Annotated in this window: 18 protein-coding genes; 5 read left to right on the forward strand and 13 right to left on the reverse strand. The window is 70.9% G+C overall.

Going from position 1 to position 18,863, the window contains the following annotated elements; genetic code table 11:
• Nucleotides 1-175: 175 nt before the first annotated feature.
• A complete protein-coding gene (locus tag ABD223_RS24440) occupies nt 176-1,486 on the reverse strand; it encodes an ATP-binding protein (protein ID WP_344038786.1) in 1,311 nt (436 codons plus the stop codon).
• 162 nt (nt 1,487-1,648) lie between these two features.
• Here ABD223_RS24440 and ABD223_RS24445 point away from each other — a divergent pair, with 162 nt between their 5' ends.
• Nucleotides 1,649-1,789 (forward strand): hypothetical protein, encoded by a 141-nt coding sequence (locus ABD223_RS24445; protein ID WP_344038788.1) that lies wholly within the window; start codon nt 1,649-1,651, stop codon nt 1,787-1,789.
• Nucleotides 1,790-1,979: 190 nt separating this feature from the next.
• On the opposite strand, the gene ABD223_RS24450 is transcribed toward ABD223_RS24445, so the two are convergent.
• From ABD223_RS24450 to ABD223_RS24500, 11 genes are all read right to left on the reverse strand, one after another.
• Nucleotides 1,980-2,468: an integrase core domain-containing protein gene (locus ABD223_RS24450; protein WP_344038789.1), complete on the reverse strand. Its 489-nt coding sequence runs from the start codon at nt 2,466-2,468 to the stop codon at nt 1,980-1,982.
• Between the two features lie 522 nt (nt 2,469-2,990).
• A complete protein-coding gene (locus tag ABD223_RS24455; RefSeq protein ID WP_344038791.1) occupies nt 2,991-3,680 on the reverse strand; it encodes a M15 family metallopeptidase in 690 nt (229 codons plus the stop codon).
• A 671-nt stretch (nt 3,681-4,351) separates the two neighbouring features.
• On the reverse strand, nt 4,352-5,431 hold the full coding sequence (gene hisC / locus ABD223_RS24460; RefSeq protein ID WP_344038792.1) for a histidinol-phosphate transaminase: 1,080 nt from the start codon (nt 5,429-5,431) through the stop codon (nt 4,352-4,354).
• A gap of 74 nt (nt 5,432-5,505) precedes the next feature.
• Complete coding sequence (locus ABD223_RS24465) at nt 5,506-6,963, reverse strand: ATP-binding cassette domain-containing protein (RefSeq protein WP_344038794.1); 1,458 nt, start codon at nt 6,961-6,963, stop codon at nt 5,506-5,508.
• Nucleotides 6,964-7,241: 278 nt separating this feature from the next.
• On the reverse strand, nt 7,242-7,367 hold the full coding sequence (locus tag ABD223_RS24470; RefSeq protein ID WP_344038797.1) for a hypothetical protein: 126 nt from the start codon (nt 7,365-7,367) through the stop codon (nt 7,242-7,244).
• 49 nt (nt 7,368-7,416) lie between these two features.
• Nucleotides 7,417-8,142, reverse strand: coding sequence for an SDR family oxidoreductase (locus ABD223_RS24475; protein ID WP_344038799.1), 726 nt, complete (start codon nt 8,140-8,142; stop codon nt 7,417-7,419).
• Nucleotides 8,143-8,144: 2 nt separating this feature from the next.
• The gene (locus ABD223_RS24480) at nt 8,145-9,206 is read right to left on the reverse strand and encodes an alpha-ketoacid dehydrogenase subunit beta (RefSeq protein WP_344038800.1); all 1,062 of its coding nucleotides are present in this window, start codon (nt 9,204-9,206) and stop codon (nt 8,145-8,147) included.
• Entirely contained in the window at nt 9,203-10,180 is a 978-nt protein-coding gene (locus ABD223_RS24485) for a thiamine pyrophosphate-dependent dehydrogenase E1 component subunit alpha (protein WP_344038801.1), read from the reverse strand. Before ABD223_RS24485 ends, ABD223_RS24480 begins: the two co-directional genes overlap by 4 nt.
• The gene (locus ABD223_RS24490; RefSeq protein WP_344038802.1) at nt 10,177-10,842 is read right to left on the reverse strand and encodes a hypothetical protein; all 666 of its coding nucleotides are present in this window, start codon (nt 10,840-10,842) and stop codon (nt 10,177-10,179) included. Before ABD223_RS24490 ends, ABD223_RS24485 begins: the two co-directional genes overlap by 4 nt.
• A gap of 101 nt (nt 10,843-10,943) precedes the next feature.
• Nucleotides 10,944-11,960: an IopA gene (locus ABD223_RS24495; RefSeq protein WP_344038803.1), complete on the reverse strand. Its 1,017-nt coding sequence runs from the start codon at nt 11,958-11,960 to the stop codon at nt 10,944-10,946.
• A gap of 54 nt (nt 11,961-12,014) precedes the next feature.
• Nucleotides 12,015-12,785, reverse strand: a complete 771-nt coding sequence (locus ABD223_RS24500) for a TylF/MycF/NovP-related O-methyltransferase (RefSeq protein ID WP_344038804.1) — start codon at nt 12,783-12,785, stop codon at nt 12,015-12,017.
• A 595-nt stretch (nt 12,786-13,380) separates the two neighbouring features.
• Between ABD223_RS24500 and ABD223_RS24505 the strand changes: the two genes are divergently transcribed.
• The 4 genes from ABD223_RS24505 to ABD223_RS24520 are packed head-to-tail and all read left to right on the forward strand — an operon-like array spanning nt 13,381 to nt 18,005.
• On the forward strand, nt 13,381-14,433 hold the full coding sequence (locus ABD223_RS24505) for a cytochrome P450 (protein WP_344038805.1): 1,053 nt from the start codon (nt 13,381-13,383) through the stop codon (nt 14,431-14,433).
• Nucleotides 14,434-14,466: 33 nt separating this feature from the next.
• Nucleotides 14,467-15,492, forward strand: a complete 1,026-nt coding sequence (locus tag ABD223_RS24510) for an NAD-dependent epimerase/dehydratase family protein (RefSeq protein WP_344038806.1) — start codon at nt 14,467-14,469, stop codon at nt 15,490-15,492.
• Nucleotides 15,476-16,675 (forward strand): class I SAM-dependent methyltransferase, encoded by a 1,200-nt coding sequence (locus tag ABD223_RS24515; protein WP_344038807.1) that lies wholly within the window; start codon nt 15,476-15,478, stop codon nt 16,673-16,675. Before ABD223_RS24510 ends, ABD223_RS24515 begins: the two co-directional genes overlap by 17 nt.
• A gap of 52 nt (nt 16,676-16,727) precedes the next feature.
• Complete coding sequence (locus tag ABD223_RS24520) at nt 16,728-18,005, forward strand: glycosyltransferase (protein ID WP_344038808.1); 1,278 nt, start codon at nt 16,728-16,730, stop codon at nt 18,003-18,005.
• Here the strand turns inward: ABD223_RS24520 and ABD223_RS24525 are convergent.
• Nucleotides 17,977-18,816 carry a putative RNA methyltransferase gene (locus tag ABD223_RS24525; RefSeq protein ID WP_344038809.1) on the reverse strand — a complete coding sequence of 280 codons (840 nt, stop codon included), beginning with the start codon at nt 18,814-18,816 and terminating at the stop codon, nt 17,977-17,979. The two genes, ABD223_RS24520 and ABD223_RS24525, sit on opposite strands and share 29 nt — an antisense overlap.
• Nucleotides 18,817-18,863: the final 47 nt, after the last annotated feature.

An 18,863-nucleotide genomic window follows, 5' to 3' on the forward strand; every position in this document is an offset into this window, starting at 1 on the left:
CGCCTTATGGGGTGTCAGAAGTCGGCCTCGCAGGTCTGACCTGCGAATTGAACCGCTGCAGCTTCGACTGTCGATCGAGCGGTGTTGATGGTGCAGCCGTCGCGACTACGGCCGTATGGCTCCAACGGGCCGTGCCACTTGATTCGCGCTCAAGCGGCGGAGGCCGCCAGACCTTTTAGCCGGTTTTCCAGCAGTCCATGATCTCTTGCGGTCCCCAGATGAGGTTGGCGTCGTCGGTGTCGATGTCGGTGCCGGACAGGGATACGACGGCGAGTCCGGAGCGGGCTGGTTCGTAGCCGGGGATGTGGTTGGCGGAGTGACGGAGGGTTTCGAGGTCGTGGCGGTCGAATGTGCTGCCGATCCATTTGATCGAGCCTGCGAAGTCGATGCGGCCGGCGACGGGGGAGTGGTCGGCTCCGACGAGGTCGATCTCGGGGTTGTGTTGTCGGTTCCACCAGCCGCCCACGGTGGCGGTGTCGGGCCAGGGCAGTTCGCCGGCCTGTCCGGCGAGTTCGAGTGCTTCGCGGATGAGTGGTTCGACGGCGCGTCCGCGCCAGCTGGTCCATTGGCGTTGCAGGACGCGGGCGCCGATGTGGGGGCGTCCGCGGCGGGCTTGTTCCTGGATGGCGCGTCCGATGGGCAGGTAGAAGCGCAGGCTGCTGTCGGCGATCCGGTAGAGGGCCGGTTTGCCGGGCTTGGTCGAGAGCGGGTGGTCCACCGCCAGGACGCGTTTCTCCTGGGTCAGCCGACGCAGCAGCGGCGACAGCGTTCCGGAGGGGATGTGTCCCTGGTTGCTTCCGGCGGTGGCGGCGATGTTGGCGTGGGTGCGGTTGTCGCCGCCGATCGATTCCACGACGCGGTGGGCCTGGTCGGGTGAGGGGAACTCGGCCAGCAGGGAGGATTCCGGCACGCCGAACAGCGGTGCGGCCGGGTCGTCGCATTCCCTGCGCAGGAAGTCGGCCGGTGGCATGGCGTGGGGCCAGCTGCGGATGATGCCGGGCAGCCCGCCGGTGACGAGGTGGGCGTCGATGGCATCGGCTGCGTCCAAGCCGAGGGCGCGGCCGGTCTCGGCGGGGTTGAGCGGTCCGAGCACGAGGTTGTCCGCGCGCCCGTAGAAGGGGCGGTCGTAGGCGGTGAGGCGCTCCATCATGTGCAGGTCGCTGCCCAGCAGCACCAGCAACACCGGGCGGCGTGACCACAGCCGGTCCCACGCGGTCTGCAACGCGCCGTCGAAGACCTCGTCCTGTTCGGCCAGCCACGGCAACTCGTCGAGCACCACGACCGCCGGGGTGTCCGGCAGCGTCGCGCCCAGGACGCGGAACGCGTCGGGCCATCCGCCGGTGACCCCGGTGGGCGGACCGACCTGTCCGGCGGCCAGGGACGAGTCGGCGAGCTCGGCGAGGAAGGCGGTGGTCGACTCGACCGAGGACGCGCCCTTGGTGGCGGCGAAGTAGATGGGATCTACATAGATTGCACCTACGTGCATGGAGGGAGCTGTGGAGGTCCCGCGCTTCCGTTGGCCCTCGCTTCTCCTGAGTGCCGACTGTCTTCGAGGGCCGGGAGTCGACACCGCGGTCAGGCCCTGCGCGCCGACCGGGTGCGATTCGAGCTTCTACGGTCAAGTCGCTTGCATGGTGCAGGCGGTGGGATGAGCACCTCGTTGCTGGCGAGCATTTCGTCCGCTTGGATTACGCACATGTGTTCGACGGCCGCGGCGGTCGACATGGGCCTGCTGCGGGAGGAAGATGGAAGGAAACTGGGAGAATTCACTATGAGCGAACTGCGCTGAAGTGCATTCAACCGCACCGCTGCGACCTGGCTGGGGTCAAGGGTTCGCAGGTTCGAATCCTGTCGTCCCGATGGTCGAATAAAGCCCGCCGGCTTGGGGAGTTTTACCAGGTCAGCGGGCTTTTTCGTGTGCTGGTGTTGATCTTCATTCGGTCGCGGAGCGGTAACTTTGCGATCTTGGTGAACGGTGTTCAGGAGCGAAATCCGGAGCGGGCGGCTGAGGTGGGTGTCGGCTGCTTGGTCGGTGGTGGCAGCGGTTGTGGTGGTCGGGTGGTGGCGATGCCTTGGTGGGGTCGGTGGGTGTTGCAGTACTTCTCGTACTCGCGCAGGGCGTGGAGTAGGTGCTGTTGGTTCCGGATGAGGGTGCGGTTGGGGAGTTCTCGGCGGCAGCTGCGGATCCGGCGTTCCACGATCGCGTTCATCCGCGGTATCCGGACACCGGTGAGGATGACCTGGATGCCCGCGTTGGCGAGGATGTCGTCGAACAGGGCGGGGTACTTGCCGTCGTGGTCGCGGATCAGGAGCCGTGTGGTGCTGCTCGCGTCTTCGAGGTCCATGACGAGGTTCCTGGCGGCTTGGGTGACCCGGGAGGCGGTCGGGTGTGCGGTGGCGCCGAGGACGCGGATCCGGCGGCTGGCGTGCTCGATGACCGCGAGCACGTACAGGCGGGTTCCGCTCACCGTGCGGGTCTCGAAGAAGTCGCAGGCCAGGAGCGCCTCGGCCGGCGAGCGGAGGAAGGGCGACCAGGTTCGTCGAGACGCGCTCGGGAGCCGGGGCGACCCCGGCGTCTTTGAGGATCTGCCGGACGGTGGACGCGGCGACTGCGATGCCGAGGACGGGCAGTTCGCCGTGGATGCGGCGGTAGCCCCATGCGGGATTCTCGCGTGCCGGTCGCAGCGCCAGGAGTCGGATCGAGCGGATGGTCCGTGAGCGGCCGGGCCGCTTGGGACGGGAGCCGGCTGCGTGGCGGAGGTCGAGGAGGTCCCTGTGCCAGCACAGGATCGTTTCCGGACGCACCGGTGATCGGAGCCGACGAAGCGTGGCGACGGGGAGTCGGAGCGGCACAGCGGTCACCATGCCGTGCTGGTCGATGCCATGGCGGATGGCAGCCGTGCCCGTGAGCGCTTCGAGGACTTGGGCTTCGTACGGCCCTCTACCCGCGTGGGTGGGATTATCGGCAGGCACAACCTCTCGGACCGGTGTCAGGGCTTCTCGAAGTGTTGGTAGTCGATCGGCGTGTCCCAGGAGCCGCCCCAGGTCCAGCCGCGTGTGGTGAATGCCCGCTCGGTGGTGTCGCCCGCGTGGATCATGCCGGGCGCGTTCTGGGTGCGGTCGACGTAGGGCGCGCCGTTGGGCGGGTAGACCGCGCCGCTGCGGGAGATGTAGGGGTTCTGCACGGGGTTGATGTCGATGGCCCGTCCGTAGGAGTGGTTGGACCAGGCGGTGCCGCCGGTGATCGCCCGGCAGTTGAACGCCGAGGTGTTGTTGGCCGCCATCGACGCGTCGTCGTCGGAGTTGTACTTCTCGATCGTCTCCATCCGCTGGATGGGGAACCGGTCGAAGTACAGGTCGGCGAAGACGCGGGCGACCTCGACCGCGAGATCGGCGTTGACCACCAGTTCGCCGCGGCGCACCGCACCGTCGAAGCCCGCGAAGTTCAGGCTGATCAGCCGTAGCTGATCGGGTCCGACTGGGCAGCCTTCGCGCCAGCTGGAAGCGAGCCGCTTCGCGGTGACCGGCTTGATGACGGCGACGTAGGGCGGGAGACCACTGCCGGCCGGTGCGGCGAGTTCCACGGTCCGGGCAGCGGTGGCGGACGCCGGCGTGGCACCGACCAGGACCGCGGACGCGGTGAACGTGATGAGCGCGAAAACTCGGGTTCTCAACTTCACGGGAATTCCTCTCGATCTTTGCTGCGCCGGAATGGGAACTGCACGGGCACAGTCCGACGACCACCGGGAGATATGCCGATGCGTGACGTCCGCTCATGCCGCTGACCGGTCATGTGTGTGGCGACGTGGTCGTCTCCAGGCCGTCCGCGCTCGTGATCGTGCAATTCGCCGCGGCGGCGCTGTCGGGCGTTGGGCGTCGGAATGGTCGCCCGGTTCCTCGGCAGGGAGGTGGTGGCGGCCATGATCGTGCCGGTGTTGTGGTGGACCAGGCCCTTGAGGGGGCAAGGCCGAGCGCGGCACCCGCTTGGGCTCGGCGGTGGGCGTTGCGGCCCAGTCCGACCGGTGCTCGCCGGCGCGGGCGCGCCGCTCTGGCCCGCCGGGGTGGCCTCGGACAGGTCGTCGGTGCCGCAGTGCAGTTCCGGCAGGATCGGCGCGCCTCCTGCACGGCCGGACGACCGCGGTGGCTGGTGTAGCGGGCGGCGGGCAGTCCCCACAGCGTCGATTCCCGCCGCCAAGCGGGCATCCCGCGTTCGTCGACCAGTCGGCGGCCCGGCGGGTCGTACCGGTAGGACCACCTCGTGCCGTCCGGCCGGGAGACCGACCTCGACCACGCGACCCGACGCGTTCGCGCCGTCGCCGCGCCTCGGAGTGCCCGCAGCAGTGGGCCCGCGTCAGTTCGGTGCGCACAGCTCGAAGGCTCGAAGGAACTCGTCGTTCTCGCTCGGCGTGCCGATCGACACCCGGACGGCACCCTCGATCACGGAGCTCCGGTCTCGCAGCTTGATGCCTTGCTCGGCCATGGCGGCGCACAGGCGCCGCGGTTCCTCCGTGCGCAAGAGGAGGAAATTGGCGTCGGAGACGAGGACGTCGATCACCGCCGGCAACCGCAACAACGCCTCGCGCACGCGCTCCCGCTCGGCCACGACGCGGGCGATGTTGCGGCGCCCGTAGGCGATGCCGGCCGGTGAGATCGCGGCGTCGATGGCGCGGATGGCGGTGACGGTGAGCGGGTACGGCGGCATGATGCGGCGCAGCACGCCGATCACCTCGGGGTGGCCCAGCGTGATGCCGCAGCGCTCGCCGGCGAGGCTGTACTCCTTCGACAGCGAACGGACGACGACGAGGTTGGGCTGGTCGGCGATCTCCCGGGCCAGCGACGGCCGACCCGAGTAGTCGACGTACAGCTCGTCGACCACCACCATCGCCCGTCCTCGCAGCTCCGCCGCCAGGCGCAGCACGGACGCCCGCTCCATCGCGTTGGTCGTCGGGTTGTTGGGCGAGCAGACGAACACGAGCTTGATCCGCTGGTCGGCGTCGCAGGCGGCCAGCATGGCGTCGACGTCGAGCTGGAACGACCCGGGCACGAGCGGCACCCGGCACACCCGCGCGCCCTGGATCTCGGCGGCGGTCTCGTACATGACGAAGGTCGGTGGCGTGATCAGGATGCCGTCCCGGCCCGCCGCGCAGAACCCGCGGACCAGCAGGTCGATGGACTCGTCGGCCCCGCGTGACAGGAAGATCTGCTCGACCGGGAGCCCGTAGATCTCGGAGAACCGGCTCAGCAGCGACGCCGGCTGCGGTTCCGGGTACCGGTTCAGGCCCTCCTGCTCGGGACCGCCGGGGAAGGGCGCGTAGGGGTTCTCGTTGGCGTCGAGGTGGATGCGGGCGGACTGGTCGCCCTCGACGCGCGCCGAGGTGTAGGGCCGCATCGCGTAGATCTCCGGCCGTACCAGCGACGCGATGTCCTCCACGACCCCTCCCTTCCCCGCGGCCTGATCCGCGACGACGCACCGTACCGGATGGGCGCGGTGGTCGGCGGAACGCATCACCGGGAGCCCCCGGCATACGCCTCCGCCTGGATGTCGAACAGCTCCGCGTACCGCTCGAAGAGCACGTGCTCCGCCTGCGGGTCGAGCGCCGAGGCCGGCTCGTCGAGGACGAGCAGGAGCGGACCGGTGCGCATCATGGCCCGGCTCACCGCGAGCTTCTGCCACTGGCCGCCGGACAACTCGACGCCCTGGGTCCAGGACTTGCCCAGGTGGGTGGCGAGTCCTTCACCCAAACCGGTGATGACGTCCTCGGCACGCGCTCGTTCGAGCGCCGCGTGGACCGCGGTCGCGTCGTCCCGGCGCGGCAGGTCGCCGACACCGACCACGTGACCGGCGGGGAGCTCGAACCGGACGAAGTCCTGGAACGTCGTGGCCAGCCCGGCCTGCCAGTCCGCGGCCGGGAAGGTCCCGACATCGACGCCGTCCAGCAGGATCCGGCCTTCAGCGGGCCGGTAGAAGCCGCAGAGCAGGTCGACGAGGGTGGACTTGCCCGCGCCGTTCTCCCCGACGATCGCCACGGTGGACCCGGCCGGCAGGCGCAGGCTGACGTCGTGGAGCACCGGTCGAGCGGTGCCGGGATAGGCGAACGACACGCCCGCCAGCTCGATGCCGGAGCCGATCCGGTCAGGCGCCGCCGACGTGGTCGCCTCGGCCTGTCCCGCGGTCGCCATCCGTCGCAGCCACCGCAGGCGCGTCATGCCCCGGACCATCCGCTGCAACTTGCGGAACAGCTCCAGCGCCGCGGTGACCTGGTGGTTCACCTGGACCGCCAGGACGATGACCAGCACCACGTCCCCGACGCCCGCGCGCCCGGCGACCGCCGCGCGCAGGACCAGCACGACCGCGCCGACGTAGGCGAGGCCGAACACGAGTTGCCCGCCCGCCTCGACCAGGGCGGCCCGCCGCTCGGCACGCCACAACACGGTCTCGACGGCGCGCCACAGCGCCGCGTGCCGGCCGCGCAGTTCACCTTGCAGGCGGAACAGGCGCACCTCCTTGGCCGGTCGCGCGCCGGTGGCCATCCCGAAGAGGTGGCTCGCCCGGCGGGTCTCGGCCGTCGACCCCTCCTCGGCGCGGTTGACGATCCGCTGAGCCCACCGGCTCGCCGGCACCGGTGGCAACGCGGCCGGCGCGAGCAGGAGGAGCCACGGGTTGACGGTGACCAGCAGCAACGCGGTGAAGGCGACCGAGGTCGCCAGCGACACCAGCGACATCAGGCCCAGCACGCCGTCGTGGAACTCGGCCATGCCCTTCTTCAACAGCTCCGGCTTGTCGGCGTACTCGGCGTCCTCGTGCTGCTCGATGCCGGGTGCGGCGTTCGCCAGGTCGATCAGCTCCCGCTCCAGGGAGATCGTCGCCAGCAGCGTGCTCGCGGCGTGGGCGCGAAGGAATCGTCGCCAGGAGGTGTCGCTGTCGCGCCGTGGCGCGGGCGGTGTCCGCAGGCGCTTGAGCACGCGGCGGATGGTCGAGGCGCCTGTCCGGTGGCCGAGCTTCGAGCAACTCGCCCTGGATGCGTCGGTAGCCCCGGGCGGGGTTCTCGCGTGCCAGGCGCAGCACCGGTAGTCGGGTCGAGCGGATGGTTCGTGGGCGGCCGGGTCGCTTGGGGCGGGACCTGATCGCGTGGAGGCGTGCGATGAGGTTGCGGTGCCGCCTCAGTGCCGTCAGCGGTTGGAGCCGACGAAGCGTGGCGGCCGGCAGTCGGTGCAGCAGTGCCGCGAGGAACGCTCGGTCGTCAGGGGAGAGCCGCGGACGGTTGGCGTTCCAGGATCGTGGTTTGGTGCCGCAGCGCCCGGATTTCCTCGTCCTTGTCCCGATCGCTCATGGGCAGCAGGCGTAGCAGCGCGAACGCGTTGGTCACGCGCCGAGCCTGGTGGACCCCACGGATCGGCAAGAGCGTTCCGGCGGGGTCATCCACGAGCATCGCCGTGCCGCACAACCCGAACGGGTGCCGTTCCTCGCACGCGCTGCGGCACCGCTCGCACCACGACGTCCTGGACGTGCGCATCCGGGGTGGCCGTCACCACCGAGACGACCGCCGCCGCGACCGATTCGGGCCGCAGGTAGTTCTCCGGCTCGTAGTCCAGACCCTCCTGGGCGCGGATCGACCGCTGCATGTCGGTGTCCACCCGGCCGGGGTACACGCTGGTCACCCGCAGGGTGGGTTCCTCGCCCCGCAGCGCGTCCGCGAACGCTCGCAACGCGAACTTGCTCGCGGCGTAGGCGCCACAGCGCGGATGGGCGTCGAGGCCCGCCGTGGAGTTGACCAGGACGACGTGGCCGCGCGCGGCGCGCAGTGCGGGCAGGAGTCGCCTGGTCAACTCCGCCACCGCGATCACGTTGGTCTCCATCGTGGTCCGCCACACCTCGGCGGAGGTGTCGGCGACCGCGCCGAGCGTCGCCACGCCCGCGCTGTGCACCAGCACGTCGAGCCGGTCGATCCCGCTGACGGCCGCGGCGGTGGCGGTGTGGTCGGTCAGGTCCGCGACGAACGGCCTGGCGGCGCGCAATCCGGCCGCACGGGTGCGCAGCGCGGCCTCGTCGCGTCCGCCGAGCAGCACCTCGTGCGTGTCCGCCAGGGCCCCGGCGATCGCTGCGCCGACGCCCCTGGACGCGCCGGTGACCAGGGCCAGCACGGCTAGTACGGACCTTGGAAGCCCGCGGTGACGGCTTCCAGGGCGGGGAGAGCGGGACCGGACACCTCGCACACCTCCAGGCACGCCCGCACGATCTGCGTGGCGCCCGCGTTGAACGCCTCCTCCAGCGGCCACGAGACCGGTGACGGGCAGTCCGGCGGCGTCACCCGGCGCACGGGGGCGCGCAGGGCCTGCGGGACGTTCTCGGCCACCACGGCCGCCACCTCGGCGCTGAACCCGTACCGCGCCCAACTCGTGTCGGCGACCACGAGCCGGCCGGTCCTGGCGACCGACTCGCAGATGATCGCGTCGTCCAGCGGCCGGATGCTGCGCACGTCGACGACCTCGACGCTCACCCCGTGGGTGGCGAGCTGGTCCGCGGCCCGCAGCGCCTCGTGCACCATCAGCGAGGCGGCCACCACCGTGACGTCGGTGCCGGGCCTCGCCACCCTGCCGACCCCGAACGGCACCGGTGTCATCGCCTCCGGCACCTCGCCCTCCAGCGAGTACAGGCTCCGGTTCTCGATCAGCACCACCGGCGTGTCGCCGGTCAGCGCCGCGACGAGCAGCCCCTTGGCGTCCGCGGGGGTCGCCGGGGTCGCCACGTGCAGGCCCGCGTAGTGGCCGAAGGTGGCGTGCGGGCTCTGCGAGTGGGTGGCGCCCTGCCCCCAGCCGCGGCCCACCACGCCGCGGGTGACCACCGGCGCGCCGCCCTTGTCGCCGCCGTACATGTACCGCCACTTCGCGGCCAGGTTCACCAGCGCGTCCATGGCGAGGAACAGGAAGTCCGCCCTGGTGTGGACGACGACGGGGCGCAAGCCCGCCACCGCGGCGCCGACCGCGATGCCCGCCGTGGCGTTCTCCGAGTTCGGCACGTCGACCACGCGCCGGGGACCGAACCTCTGGAAGGCTTCCTTGGTCGTGCCGTAGGTGCCGCGGAAGTCGTCCACGCCCTCGCCGACGACCAGCACCCGTTCGTCGGCCGCCATGCACTGCACGGTCGCCTCGGAGATGGCCTGCCAGTAGGTGAGCGCGCGCACGTCCTGCTCCCTCTCGCCGGTCATCGGGCCACCTCCGCGTACGCGCCGTCCAGCAGGTCGGCGACCACGGGGAACGGCAACGCCCTCGCGTGCGCCACGGCGGCGCTGATCTCGTCGCGGGACTCGCCCTCCCACTGCCGCACCAGCTCGTCGATCCCCGGCTCCTCGGCGCGGACGGAGGCGACCGCCCGCCGGATGGGGCACCTCTCCACCCACTCGTCGATCTCCTGCGCGGACCGGTAGCCGTGGTGGTGGTCCCAGCCGGGTCCGACGTGTTCGCGCCAGCGGTAGGTGGACAGTTCGAGCAGCGCCGGCCCGCCGCCCTCCCGGCACCGCCGCACGGCGTCCTGCGCCGCCGCGTGCACCGCGAAGACGTCGTTGCCGTCCACGGCCACCGCGGGCACCCCCGCGGCCTCCGCCCTGCCGCGGACGGACGTGCCCGCCGGCTGACGGGTCGCGAGCGGGGACGAGATCGAGTACAGGTTGTTCTCGCAGACGAAGACCACCGGCACGCGGTGCACGGCGGCGAAGTTCAGCGACTCCGCGAAGACGCCCTCCTCGGTGGCGCCGTCGCCGAAGAACGTCAGCGCGACCCGTGCCTCGCCGCGCAGGGCGAACGCCCAGCCGCTGCCGACCGCCACCGAGATCATCTCGCCGAGGATCGCGCCGGAACCGGCGAACCCCACCGACTGGTCGATGAGGTGGATCGACCCGCCCCTGCCGTGCGAGCACCCGGCCTCCCTGCCGTACAACTCGGCGACCAGCGCGGTGAGGTCGCCGCCCTTGGCCAGGTACGGGGCGTGCGTGCGGTGCGCGGCGTACACCCAGTCCTGTGCGGACGTCGCGGCGAGCACCCCCACCGCCGTCGCCTCCTGGCCGATCGAGAAGTGGATGGCGGTCCGCATCTCCTGTTCGTCGCGGTAGTGGTCGGCGAGCACCTCCTCCACCACTCGGATGCGCACCATCTCGCGGATCAGCCGCGTGCGGTCGGATGTCACGGTCGGAGTGCTCCTCTGGTTGCGGGGGTGCTCTCGTACCAGTAGCTCGCGGAGGTGCGGCGGCGGCGCAACGGGTCGGCGGAGAGCCGGACCGGCAGGGCGACCGGCGGCGGCACCGGCAGGTGGACGAGCAGGGGACAACCGGTCCGCGCGGGGAACCCGGTGGTCTCCCGCGCGAGCTCGTCGCACCACCGCGCGAGTTCTCCCGCCGCCCAGCGGGAACCGCGCGGCACGTGGTCGCCCTGGTCGTGCCGCGCCCGTGCCGCGGTGAGCGACAGGTCGAGCGGCTCCGGCTCACCGGGAGCGCGCGCCCGGCCGAGATCGGGGTCGGGCGGTGACGTGCCGGTCGCGGGCGGTGGTGGCGGCACACCGGTCGCCCGCCGGCAGAGGTCCGCGTCCGCCGGTTCGGGTCGGAACAGGTCCGGCAGCCCGCTCATCGCGAGCAGCCGGGCGGGCGGGCGGAAGCCGGAGGTCTCGACCTGGTCGCCCGCGGCGAGCCGGGCGCCGGGCACGTCCTCCTCGACCCGGTGCTCCCGCAGCGCCTCCCGGTCCGGCTGCCCCTGTCCGCCGGCGGGCAACCCGCGCCGAGGTCCGCCGCGCAGCGCAGTGTGTGCGGGGCCCAGCGCCTGGGCGTGCAGGGCCCGGTAGCCGGTGTCACGCACGTTCTTCCCCCGGTCACCGGCTCAGAACATCGGGTAGATGGAGCTGTCGTTCCCGCGCTTGCGCCCGCGCCTGCGGAACCAGCGCTTGATCGCCTGCCACATCAGGAATCCCCTCCCGCCGCCGTGGTCGCCCGGATGGCCGCGGCCAGTCGCCGGTTGCCCTCGTCGGTGATGTGCGCCTGGTCGATGAACAGCCACTCGTCGCCGCCCAGCAACGCGCTGGCGTCGTGGAACGAGATGCCCCGCGTGGCGCACGCGGCGGCCAGCCGGTCGCGGTAGTCGTGGTGGACCGCGTCGGACAGGATCGGGGTGAACATGGTCCAGAGCGCGCCGCGCTCGACGTTCACCTCGGCGATCAGCTCCTCCTCCTCGGCGGACAGGGTCTTGCCGGTCCACGTCGCCGTCGGCTGGAGCATGAAGTGCACCCTGGCGCCGGTGGGCGCGGCCAGTTCGAGCAGCCGGTCGAGGTCGCGTGCCTGGATGTCGGCGGCGAGCTCCGAACGCGCGAGCGGGGCGAGCGTCCTGTCCGGTTCGGGAGCGCCGCCCGCGAACCGCTTCGCGAGCCTGCCCACGGCCCACTTGGGTTGCCGGTAGTACTTGTTCAGGTCCGGGTTGCCGAGCTGGGTGAAGAACTCGCCGGAGAAGAAGAACTGCCCGTAGTCGGAGGCCGCGTCGGGCAGGCCGGCCACCACCAGGTTGTTGAGCCCGGCGAGGACCACGATGTCGCGGATGCGCGGCAACTGGTGCCGGTGCAGGAGGAACACCAGCAGTTCCTGGGTCGAGTTGAACGCGGACGCCGCCAGGTTGAGCCACTTCGGCTGGCCGGGCACGGCCGCGAGCAGCGAGGTGATCGTGGCCGCGTCCCCCGTGGCGCCCCAGCCGAACGCGGGAGATGCGCCGAGCATCACGCTCACCTCGCCGTCCGGCCGGTCCTGCAACAGCGAGTAGCGCTCGCCGCCCGCCTCGGTCGGCCGGAAACCGCCGGAGTCGGTGGTGAGCACGGGGGACCGGTAGCCGGCCCTGCTGAAGAACATCAGGTAGGGCAGCCAGCGCATCTCTCCGCTGGCGAACTCCTCGTAGTACTTCATCTGCGGCGCCAGTCTCGTCTGCTGGTCCAACGCGCGTCTCCTCGGCGGGCCGGTCGGTGCTTCTCTGGCGGGACGGGGTGGTGCTCAGCTCGCGCGCCGCCAGTAGGCGCCTTGCCGGTCGATGATCACGATCTCCTCGTGGACGCCGTTGCGGTCGCGGAAGTCGTGCACCGCCTGACGGCAGGCCGGGATGCAGTAGTCGTCGATGATGGCGAAGCCGCCGGGGGCGAGCCGCGCGTAGAGGTGGTCGAGCACGGTGGTGGTGGCGCCGTACGAGTCGCCGTCCAACCGCATCACCGCGAGCCGCTCGACCGGGGCGGTGGGCATGGTGTCGGCGAACCAGCCGGGCAGGAAGCGGACCTGGTCGTCGAGCAGGTCGTAGCGCCGGAAGTTCTCCAGCACCGATTCCATCGAGGTGGGCAGGTCGACCGCCTCGTTGTACTGGTGCAGGTCCATGTCGACGTCCAGCGCGTGGTCGTCCGGCCGCGTCACGGGAAATCCCTGGAACGAGTCGGCCACCCAGACCGTGCGATCGGTGACACCGTGCGCTTTCAGCAGCCCGCGCGCGAAAATGCACGCGCCACCGCGCCACACGCCGGTTTCGATGAAATCGCCGGGTATGTTCTCGCGAATCACGGTCTCCAGGCAGTGCTGGAGGTTGTCGAGGCGTTTCAACCCGATCATCGTGTGGGCGACGGTGGGGTAGTCCTCGCCGGCGAGCCTGGCCTCTCTCGTGAAAGAGGATTCGGTGATGAAGCCCGCCACGTTCGTGGGGTCCTCGTAAATGAGGTTGCTCACCGTCTTCTTCAGCAGATCGAGGTAGAGGTCGGGCTGGGTGGTCGTGCCCGTCGTCAAGATGACCTCCGGTCCGAGGGGTGAGATGGCCGCTGACGAGGGGCGATCCCCACCGCGAACACCTGTTCGCGGTGGTCGGCCGCAGTGGGCGAGTGCACGGAGAACGTGACTGCGAGTTCTTGGCCGCCAGGTCGAAGTGTTCGCTGAGTTCACTGGCAAGCCCCCGATCCGGTCACGTGCGACGTCGTCTTTGACGCTCCGTGATGTCGCCTGGCGCAATAGGGTGAAAAAAATTGTGGATGGCGTCGCGACTTGTGCCCCCAAGGCCCGTCCACTTCAACCGACCATAGCAGGAAAGGGGAGGATGGGAAGCCCTGACTCTCGATGTGATACATATTACAGTCGGGTTGTGTGATCGAGCGGGGCGTGTGTATACCTGCTGAAGGTCGCTGTTCATGCATTCTTTGTGCTGATGTCAGCCCCTGGGGGAAATGTGGGTCCTGACGACTCCGCAGTAAGTGGAAATCCTGATCCCGGTTCGCACTGGCCCATACCGCGCACCTGTCCTCTTTCTCTGCCGGACGAGTACGCGGATCTGCGCCGGAGCGCCCCCCTGGTCCCCGCCAAGGTCTGGGGCGGCACCAGGACCTGGCTGGTGACCAGGCACGAGCAGGCGCGGGCGCTGCTGGCCGACCCCAGGGTCTCGGTGGATCCGGCCCGGCTGCCCAGGCTGTCCGAGGGCGAAGGGGACGGCAGCGGTGGTGGGTTCCTGTCCATGCTCATGATGGATCCGCCCGGTCACACGGCGATCCGGCGGATGTTCATCTCCGAGTTCTCGGTGCGCCGGATCAGGGAGATGCGCGCGGGCATCGAGCGCACCGTGATGGAGCTCCTCGACCGGCTCGTGACGCTGACACCGCCCGTCGACCTGGTGCGCGAGCTGGCGCTGCCCATGTCGACGCAGGTGATCTGCCAGCTCCTCGGGGTGCCGTACGAGGACAGGGAGTTCTTCCACGAACGCAGCGAGAAGGCCTCGAAGCCGCACGACGAGGGCGCGCTGGAGGCGCTGCTCGAACTCGTCGGCTACCTCGACGGCCTGATCGCCGCCAAGACCTCGGCGCCGGACGACGGACTGCTCGGCACCGTGATCAGGCAACGGCTGCACACGGGAGAGCTGAGCCACCGCCAACTGGTCGACAACTCGGTGCTGCTGCTCGCCGCGGGACACGAGACCAGCGCGAACATGGTCGGCCTCGGCGCGCTGACGCTCCTGCGCCACCCCGACGCCCTCGCCACCCTGCGGGCACGGCCGGAACTCATGCCGGACGCGGTGGACGAGCTGCTGCGGTTGCACACCATCGCCGACGGCCTGCGCCGGGTGGCGACCGAGGACATCGAGGTCGACGGGCGCCTGGTGCGCGCCGGCGACGGCCTGATCATGCTGCTGGCGTCGAGCAACCACGACGACTCGGTCTTCGCCGACCCCGCCGCGTTCGACCTCCACCGGCGGTCGAACCCGCACGTGGCGTTCGGCTTCGGCCCCCACCAGTGCCTCGGCCAGCACCTCGCCCGCCTCGAACTGGAGGTCACCCTCGGCTCGCTGATCGAGAGGCTGCCCGGGTTGCGCCTGGCCGGCGAGCCCGGCGACCTGTCCGTCAAGACCACGTCCGTGATCTTCGGGCTCGACGAACTCCTCGTCACGTGGTGACCCCGATCCCCTCGCACGAAGCGGAGGACAACGATGGCCGGTGACTCGTGGACGGGGAAGACGGTGCTCGTCACCGGTGCGCTCGGGTTCATCGGCTCGCACTTCGTCGAGCAGCTGGCGGCCTCCGGCGCGACCGTGCTGGGGCTGCACCGGTCGTCCAAGCCGGAACTGGAGGAGGACCTCGGCGCGCTGCCGGGGGTGAGCCTGTTCGGCGTCGACCTGCTCGACCACGCCGAACTGCGATTCGCCTTCCGCCACTTCGCACCGGGAATCGACGCCGTGGTGCACTGCGCGGCGCTCGACGGCAACGCGTCGTTCAAGCGCACGCACTCCGCGGAGATCCTCGACACGAACCTGCGCACCACCTCGAACCTGCTCGGCTGCGTGCGGGACTTCGGCGTGGCGCGCCTGGTCCTGCTCAGCTCGTCGGAGGCGCTCGCGGGCCACGGTCCCGTCCCGGTCACCGAGGAGCAGGCCACCCGGCGCAGTTTGCAGGCCTCCGACAACGGCTACGTGCTGTCGAAGATCTTCGGCGAGGTGCTGGCGGAGCAGTTCCAGCAGCAGTACGGCACGCGCGTCCACCTGGTGCGGCCGACGAACGTGTTCGGGCCCAGGGACAGCTTCGGTGGCACGCGCAGCCGCGTCATCCCGGCGATGATCAGCAGGCTGGAGTCCGGCGAGGAGATCGAGATCTGGGGCGACGGAAGCCAGACCAGGTCGTTCGTCTACGTCACCGACCTGGTGCGGGCGTCGCTGGAACTGGTCGAGTCCGGCCGGTACCCGGCGCTGAACGTGGCGACCACCGGCGAGATCTCGATGCTGGAACTGGCGCGGCAGATCGCGGCGGTCACCGGGAGGCACGAGCGCGTCCGCGTCGACCCCGCGCGGCCGGGCGGTGCCGCGAGCCAGGTGATGGACACGTCCCGGCTGCACGACCTCATCAGCTTCCGCCCGCTCAGCCTGCGCGAGGGACTCGTCGAGACGGTCCGCTGGTTCCGCGACAGCACGGCTGCCGACCGCTCACCACGAGGAAAGGCGATCAGTGTCTCCCAAGGTTGATCTTCCGGACGGGCTCGTCACCGACGTCGTCCGCGCGAGCGGCGGCAACGACGGGGACTGGGCCGGGCTGCTGGCCGCCCACGACAGCGCGCTGATCGCGAGGCTGCTGGTCGAGGAGGTCGTCTCCCGGTGCCCGCCACCGGTGAACGAGGCGCCGGTGCTGGTGGAACTGGCCGTGCTGGACGGCGAACGGGAGCACGCGTGGCACCTGGGCGTGGTCAGGGACCGGCCGGTGCGCGTCGTCGGCGCGGACGAGGGGTTCACCGCGATGCGCGTGGACTACGAGCTGCGCGAACTGGCCCAGGCGCTGTACGGGTCGTTGCGCGAGCGGAACGCGGGCGTGCGGGGGACGACGCTGTTCCCCGGCGTGACCGCGGACGCGTCGGCCGGTGAGAAGATCGGCGCGTACTTCCTGGCCGCGCAGCAGGCCACCGAGACCGTGCTCACCGGGTGCGATTCCGCGAAGCCGGACCTCGGCGCCCTGTCCTCGCGGTACCTGACGCCGAAGTTCGGTTCGCTGCACTGGTTCACGCCGCACTACGACCGCCACTTCCGCGACTACCGCGGCGAGCAGGTCAAGGTGCTGGAGATCGGCATCGGCGGCTACCACCACCCCGAGTGGGGCGGCGGCTCGTTGCGCATGTGGAAGCACTTCTTCCCGCGCGGGCAGATCTACGGGCTCGACGTCGTGGACAAGTCCCATGTGGACGAACTGCGCATCCGGACCTTCCAGGGCGACCAGAGCGACGCGGAGTTCCTGGTCGCCCTCGCGGAGGAACACGGGCCGTTCGACATCGTCATCGACGACGGCAGCCACATCAACGACCACGTGCGCACGTCGTTCCAGGCGCTCTTCCCCCACGTCCGGCCCGGCGGGCTCTACGTCGTGGAGGACATGTGGACCGCCTACTGGCCCGGGTTCGGCGGGAACCCCGACCCCGAGCAGTCCTCCGGCACCAGCCTCGGCCTGCTCAAGTCGGTGATCGACGCGATCCAGCACCGGGAACGCGGCGACGCCGCCACCCGTGAGCCGTCCTACCTGGACGGCAACGCGGTCGGCCTGCACGTCTACCACAACGTGGCTTTCATCGAGAAGGGCCGCAACGCCGAGAGCGGCATCCCCGGCTGGATCCCGCGCGACTTCGCGAGCCTGGTGGCCGCGTCCTCAGGAGGTGCCGTGTGAGGGGAATGGCCCAGGGCTGGACCAGAGTGCTGGGACGGACGAGGGGAATCGCATGCGCATAGCCCTGCTGACCATCGGATCGCGGGGTGACGTCCAGCCGTTCGTCTCGCTCGGCACCGCGTTGCGCGCCCGCGGCCACGAGGTGGTGCTCGGCGCGCCCGAGCTGCTGCGCCCGCTCGTGGAGAGGGCCGGGCTCGAGTACCGGATGCTGCCAGGTGACCCCGCCGGGTTCTTCGCCATGCCGGAGGTGATCGAGTCCCTGCGGCGCAGCCCGTTCATGCGGGACCTGCTGGAGGTCATCCCGCCCGCGCCGGACGGCTACGACCAGTGGCTGGTCGACCAGGTCGCGGAGGCGGGCCGCGGTGTCGACGCCATCGTCTACGCGCCGCTCGCCATCGCGGCCGCCTACGGGGAGCCGGGCGTGCCGTGGGCCGTGGCCAACTGGTGGCCCAACACGATGACGAGCGCGTTCCCCGCCGTCGAGTCGAACCTGCGGCGGTGCGGGTCGCTCACCGGTGTCTACAACCTGCTGACGCACGCCCGCGCCGCCCAGGAGGAGTGGCTCTGGCGCAGGCCGGAGATCGACGGCTACCGGCGCAGGCTCGGGCTGCCCGAGTTCGGGCAGGAGTCGCCGTTCCTCAGGCTGGGCAAGGAAAGGCCGTACCTCTACCCGTACAGCCCGAGCCTGCTGCCGAAGCCGGCGGACTGGGCGGAGCGCTGCCACGTCACCGGGTACTGGTTCACCGACGAGCACTGGGACCCCTCGCCGGAACTGGTGGCGTTCCTGGCGGAGGGCCCGCCGCCGGTCGTGCTGACCTACGGCAGCACGTGGTCGCTGCACCGGCAGCGCGAGTCGCTGGAGCACGGCATCGCCGCCGCGCGCGCGGCCGGGCGCAGGTTGGTCGTGGTCGACGGTCCCGCCGACGACCTGCCCCGGGACGTGCTGCGGGTGCACGACGTGAACTACCGGTGGCTGTTCTCCCGCGCCGCCGCGGTGATCCACCACGGTGGCTTCGGCACGACCGCCGAGGTGGTCAGGGCCGGTGTGCCGCAGGTGATCGTGCCGGTCTTCGCCGACCACCCGTTCTGGGCGAAGCGGCTGGCCGAGGTCGGCGCCGGGGCGGAGCCCGTGCCGTTCCGCACGTTGAACGCCGACGCCCTGGTGCGCAGCACGGTGCGCGCGGTGCAGGACACCGCGATGGCGGACAAGGCCGCTGAGCTGGGCAGACTGGTCAGGGCCGAGCGGGGGACCGAGGTCGCCTGCGAGGTGCTGGAGAGCTGGGTGACCGAGTCGGCCGGGATCAGCGCGGCAGCGCGCGGTACGCGATGAGCGAGACCGACATGGTCACGGTCATCGGGTCGCCGAACGCCTCCAGCCGTTCGCTGATCGCGCTGTCGTCGCTGTGCCAGGCGTTGGGCCCCATGGCGACCAACGTCCGGACGCTCTCATGAGGCAGTGTCATCGTTGTCGTGATGTCCTCGGCGTCGACCCTGGTGAAGCGCTCGGCGAGCTGCCGGTCCAGCCGGTCCGCCTTGTCGTCGTCGACGCCGATCAGGCCGAGTCCCTCGACGAGTTCGCCGAGGTGGTCCTTGCGGGGCACCACGACGAGCAGCGCGCCCTCCGGGGCCAGGATCCGGTGCAGCTCCGGGCCGTTGCGCGGGGCGAACACGTCGAGCACCAGCCCCGCCGTGCCGGTCTCGATCGGCAGCGGCTGCCACGCGTCGGCGACCACCGCGCCCATCGAGGCGTGCGCGGACGCCGCGTGCCGGGCCGCGAACTTCGAGATGTCGAGCACGATGCCGGTGCGGCCGGGCAGCGCGTCGAGCACGCGCGCCGAGTAGAAGCCGGTGCCGCCGCCGACGTCGACGACGCACCCCGACGGGGCCGCCCAGCGCGTGGCGAACCGGACGAGACCGTCCACGATCGCGTCGTAGTGGCCCGCGCCGAGGAACGCGTCGCGCGCCCGCACCATCGGCGCGGTGTCGGCGGCGAACTTCGTCGGGGAGGCCAGCAGGCTGACGTAGCCCTGGCGGGCGATGTCGAAGCTGTGGCCGCGCGGGCAGACCAGCGCGCGGTCCTGCCTCGTGAGCGGCGACCGGCAGTGGGGGCAGCGCAGGAGATCTACGACCGAGTTCAGCATGGCCGGACGAGTGTACCGCCCGGCCCCTGCCGCTTCCGCACGTCGCA

It is taken from the genome of Saccharothrix xinjiangensis, assembly GCF_039527585.1.
GTDB lineage: Bacteria > Actinomycetota > Actinomycetes > Mycobacteriales > Pseudonocardiaceae > Actinosynnema > Actinosynnema xinjiangensis.

Coding starts and splice junctions, on each gene's coding strand:
- ABD223_RS24520 (WP_344038808.1), top strand. CDS start 16,728: ATGCGCATAGCCCTGCTGACCATCGGATCGCGGGGTGACGTCCAGCCG.
- ABD223_RS24440 (WP_344038786.1), bottom strand. CDS start 1,486: ATGCACGTAGGTGCAATCTATGTAGATCCCATCTACTTCGCCGCCACC.
- ABD223_RS24510 (WP_344038806.1), top strand. CDS start 14,467: ATGGCCGGTGACTCGTGGACGGGGAAGACGGTGCTCGTCACCGGTGCG.
- ABD223_RS24525 (WP_344038809.1), bottom strand. CDS start 18,816: ATGCTGAACTCGGTCGTAGATCTCCTGCGCTGCCCCCACTGCCGGTCG.
- ABD223_RS24480 (WP_344038800.1), bottom strand. CDS start 9,206: ATGACCGGCGAGAGGGAGCAGGACGTGCGCGCGCTCACCTACTGGCAG.
- ABD223_RS24445 (WP_344038788.1), top strand. CDS start 1,649: ATGAGCACCTCGTTGCTGGCGAGCATTTCGTCCGCTTGGATTACGCAC.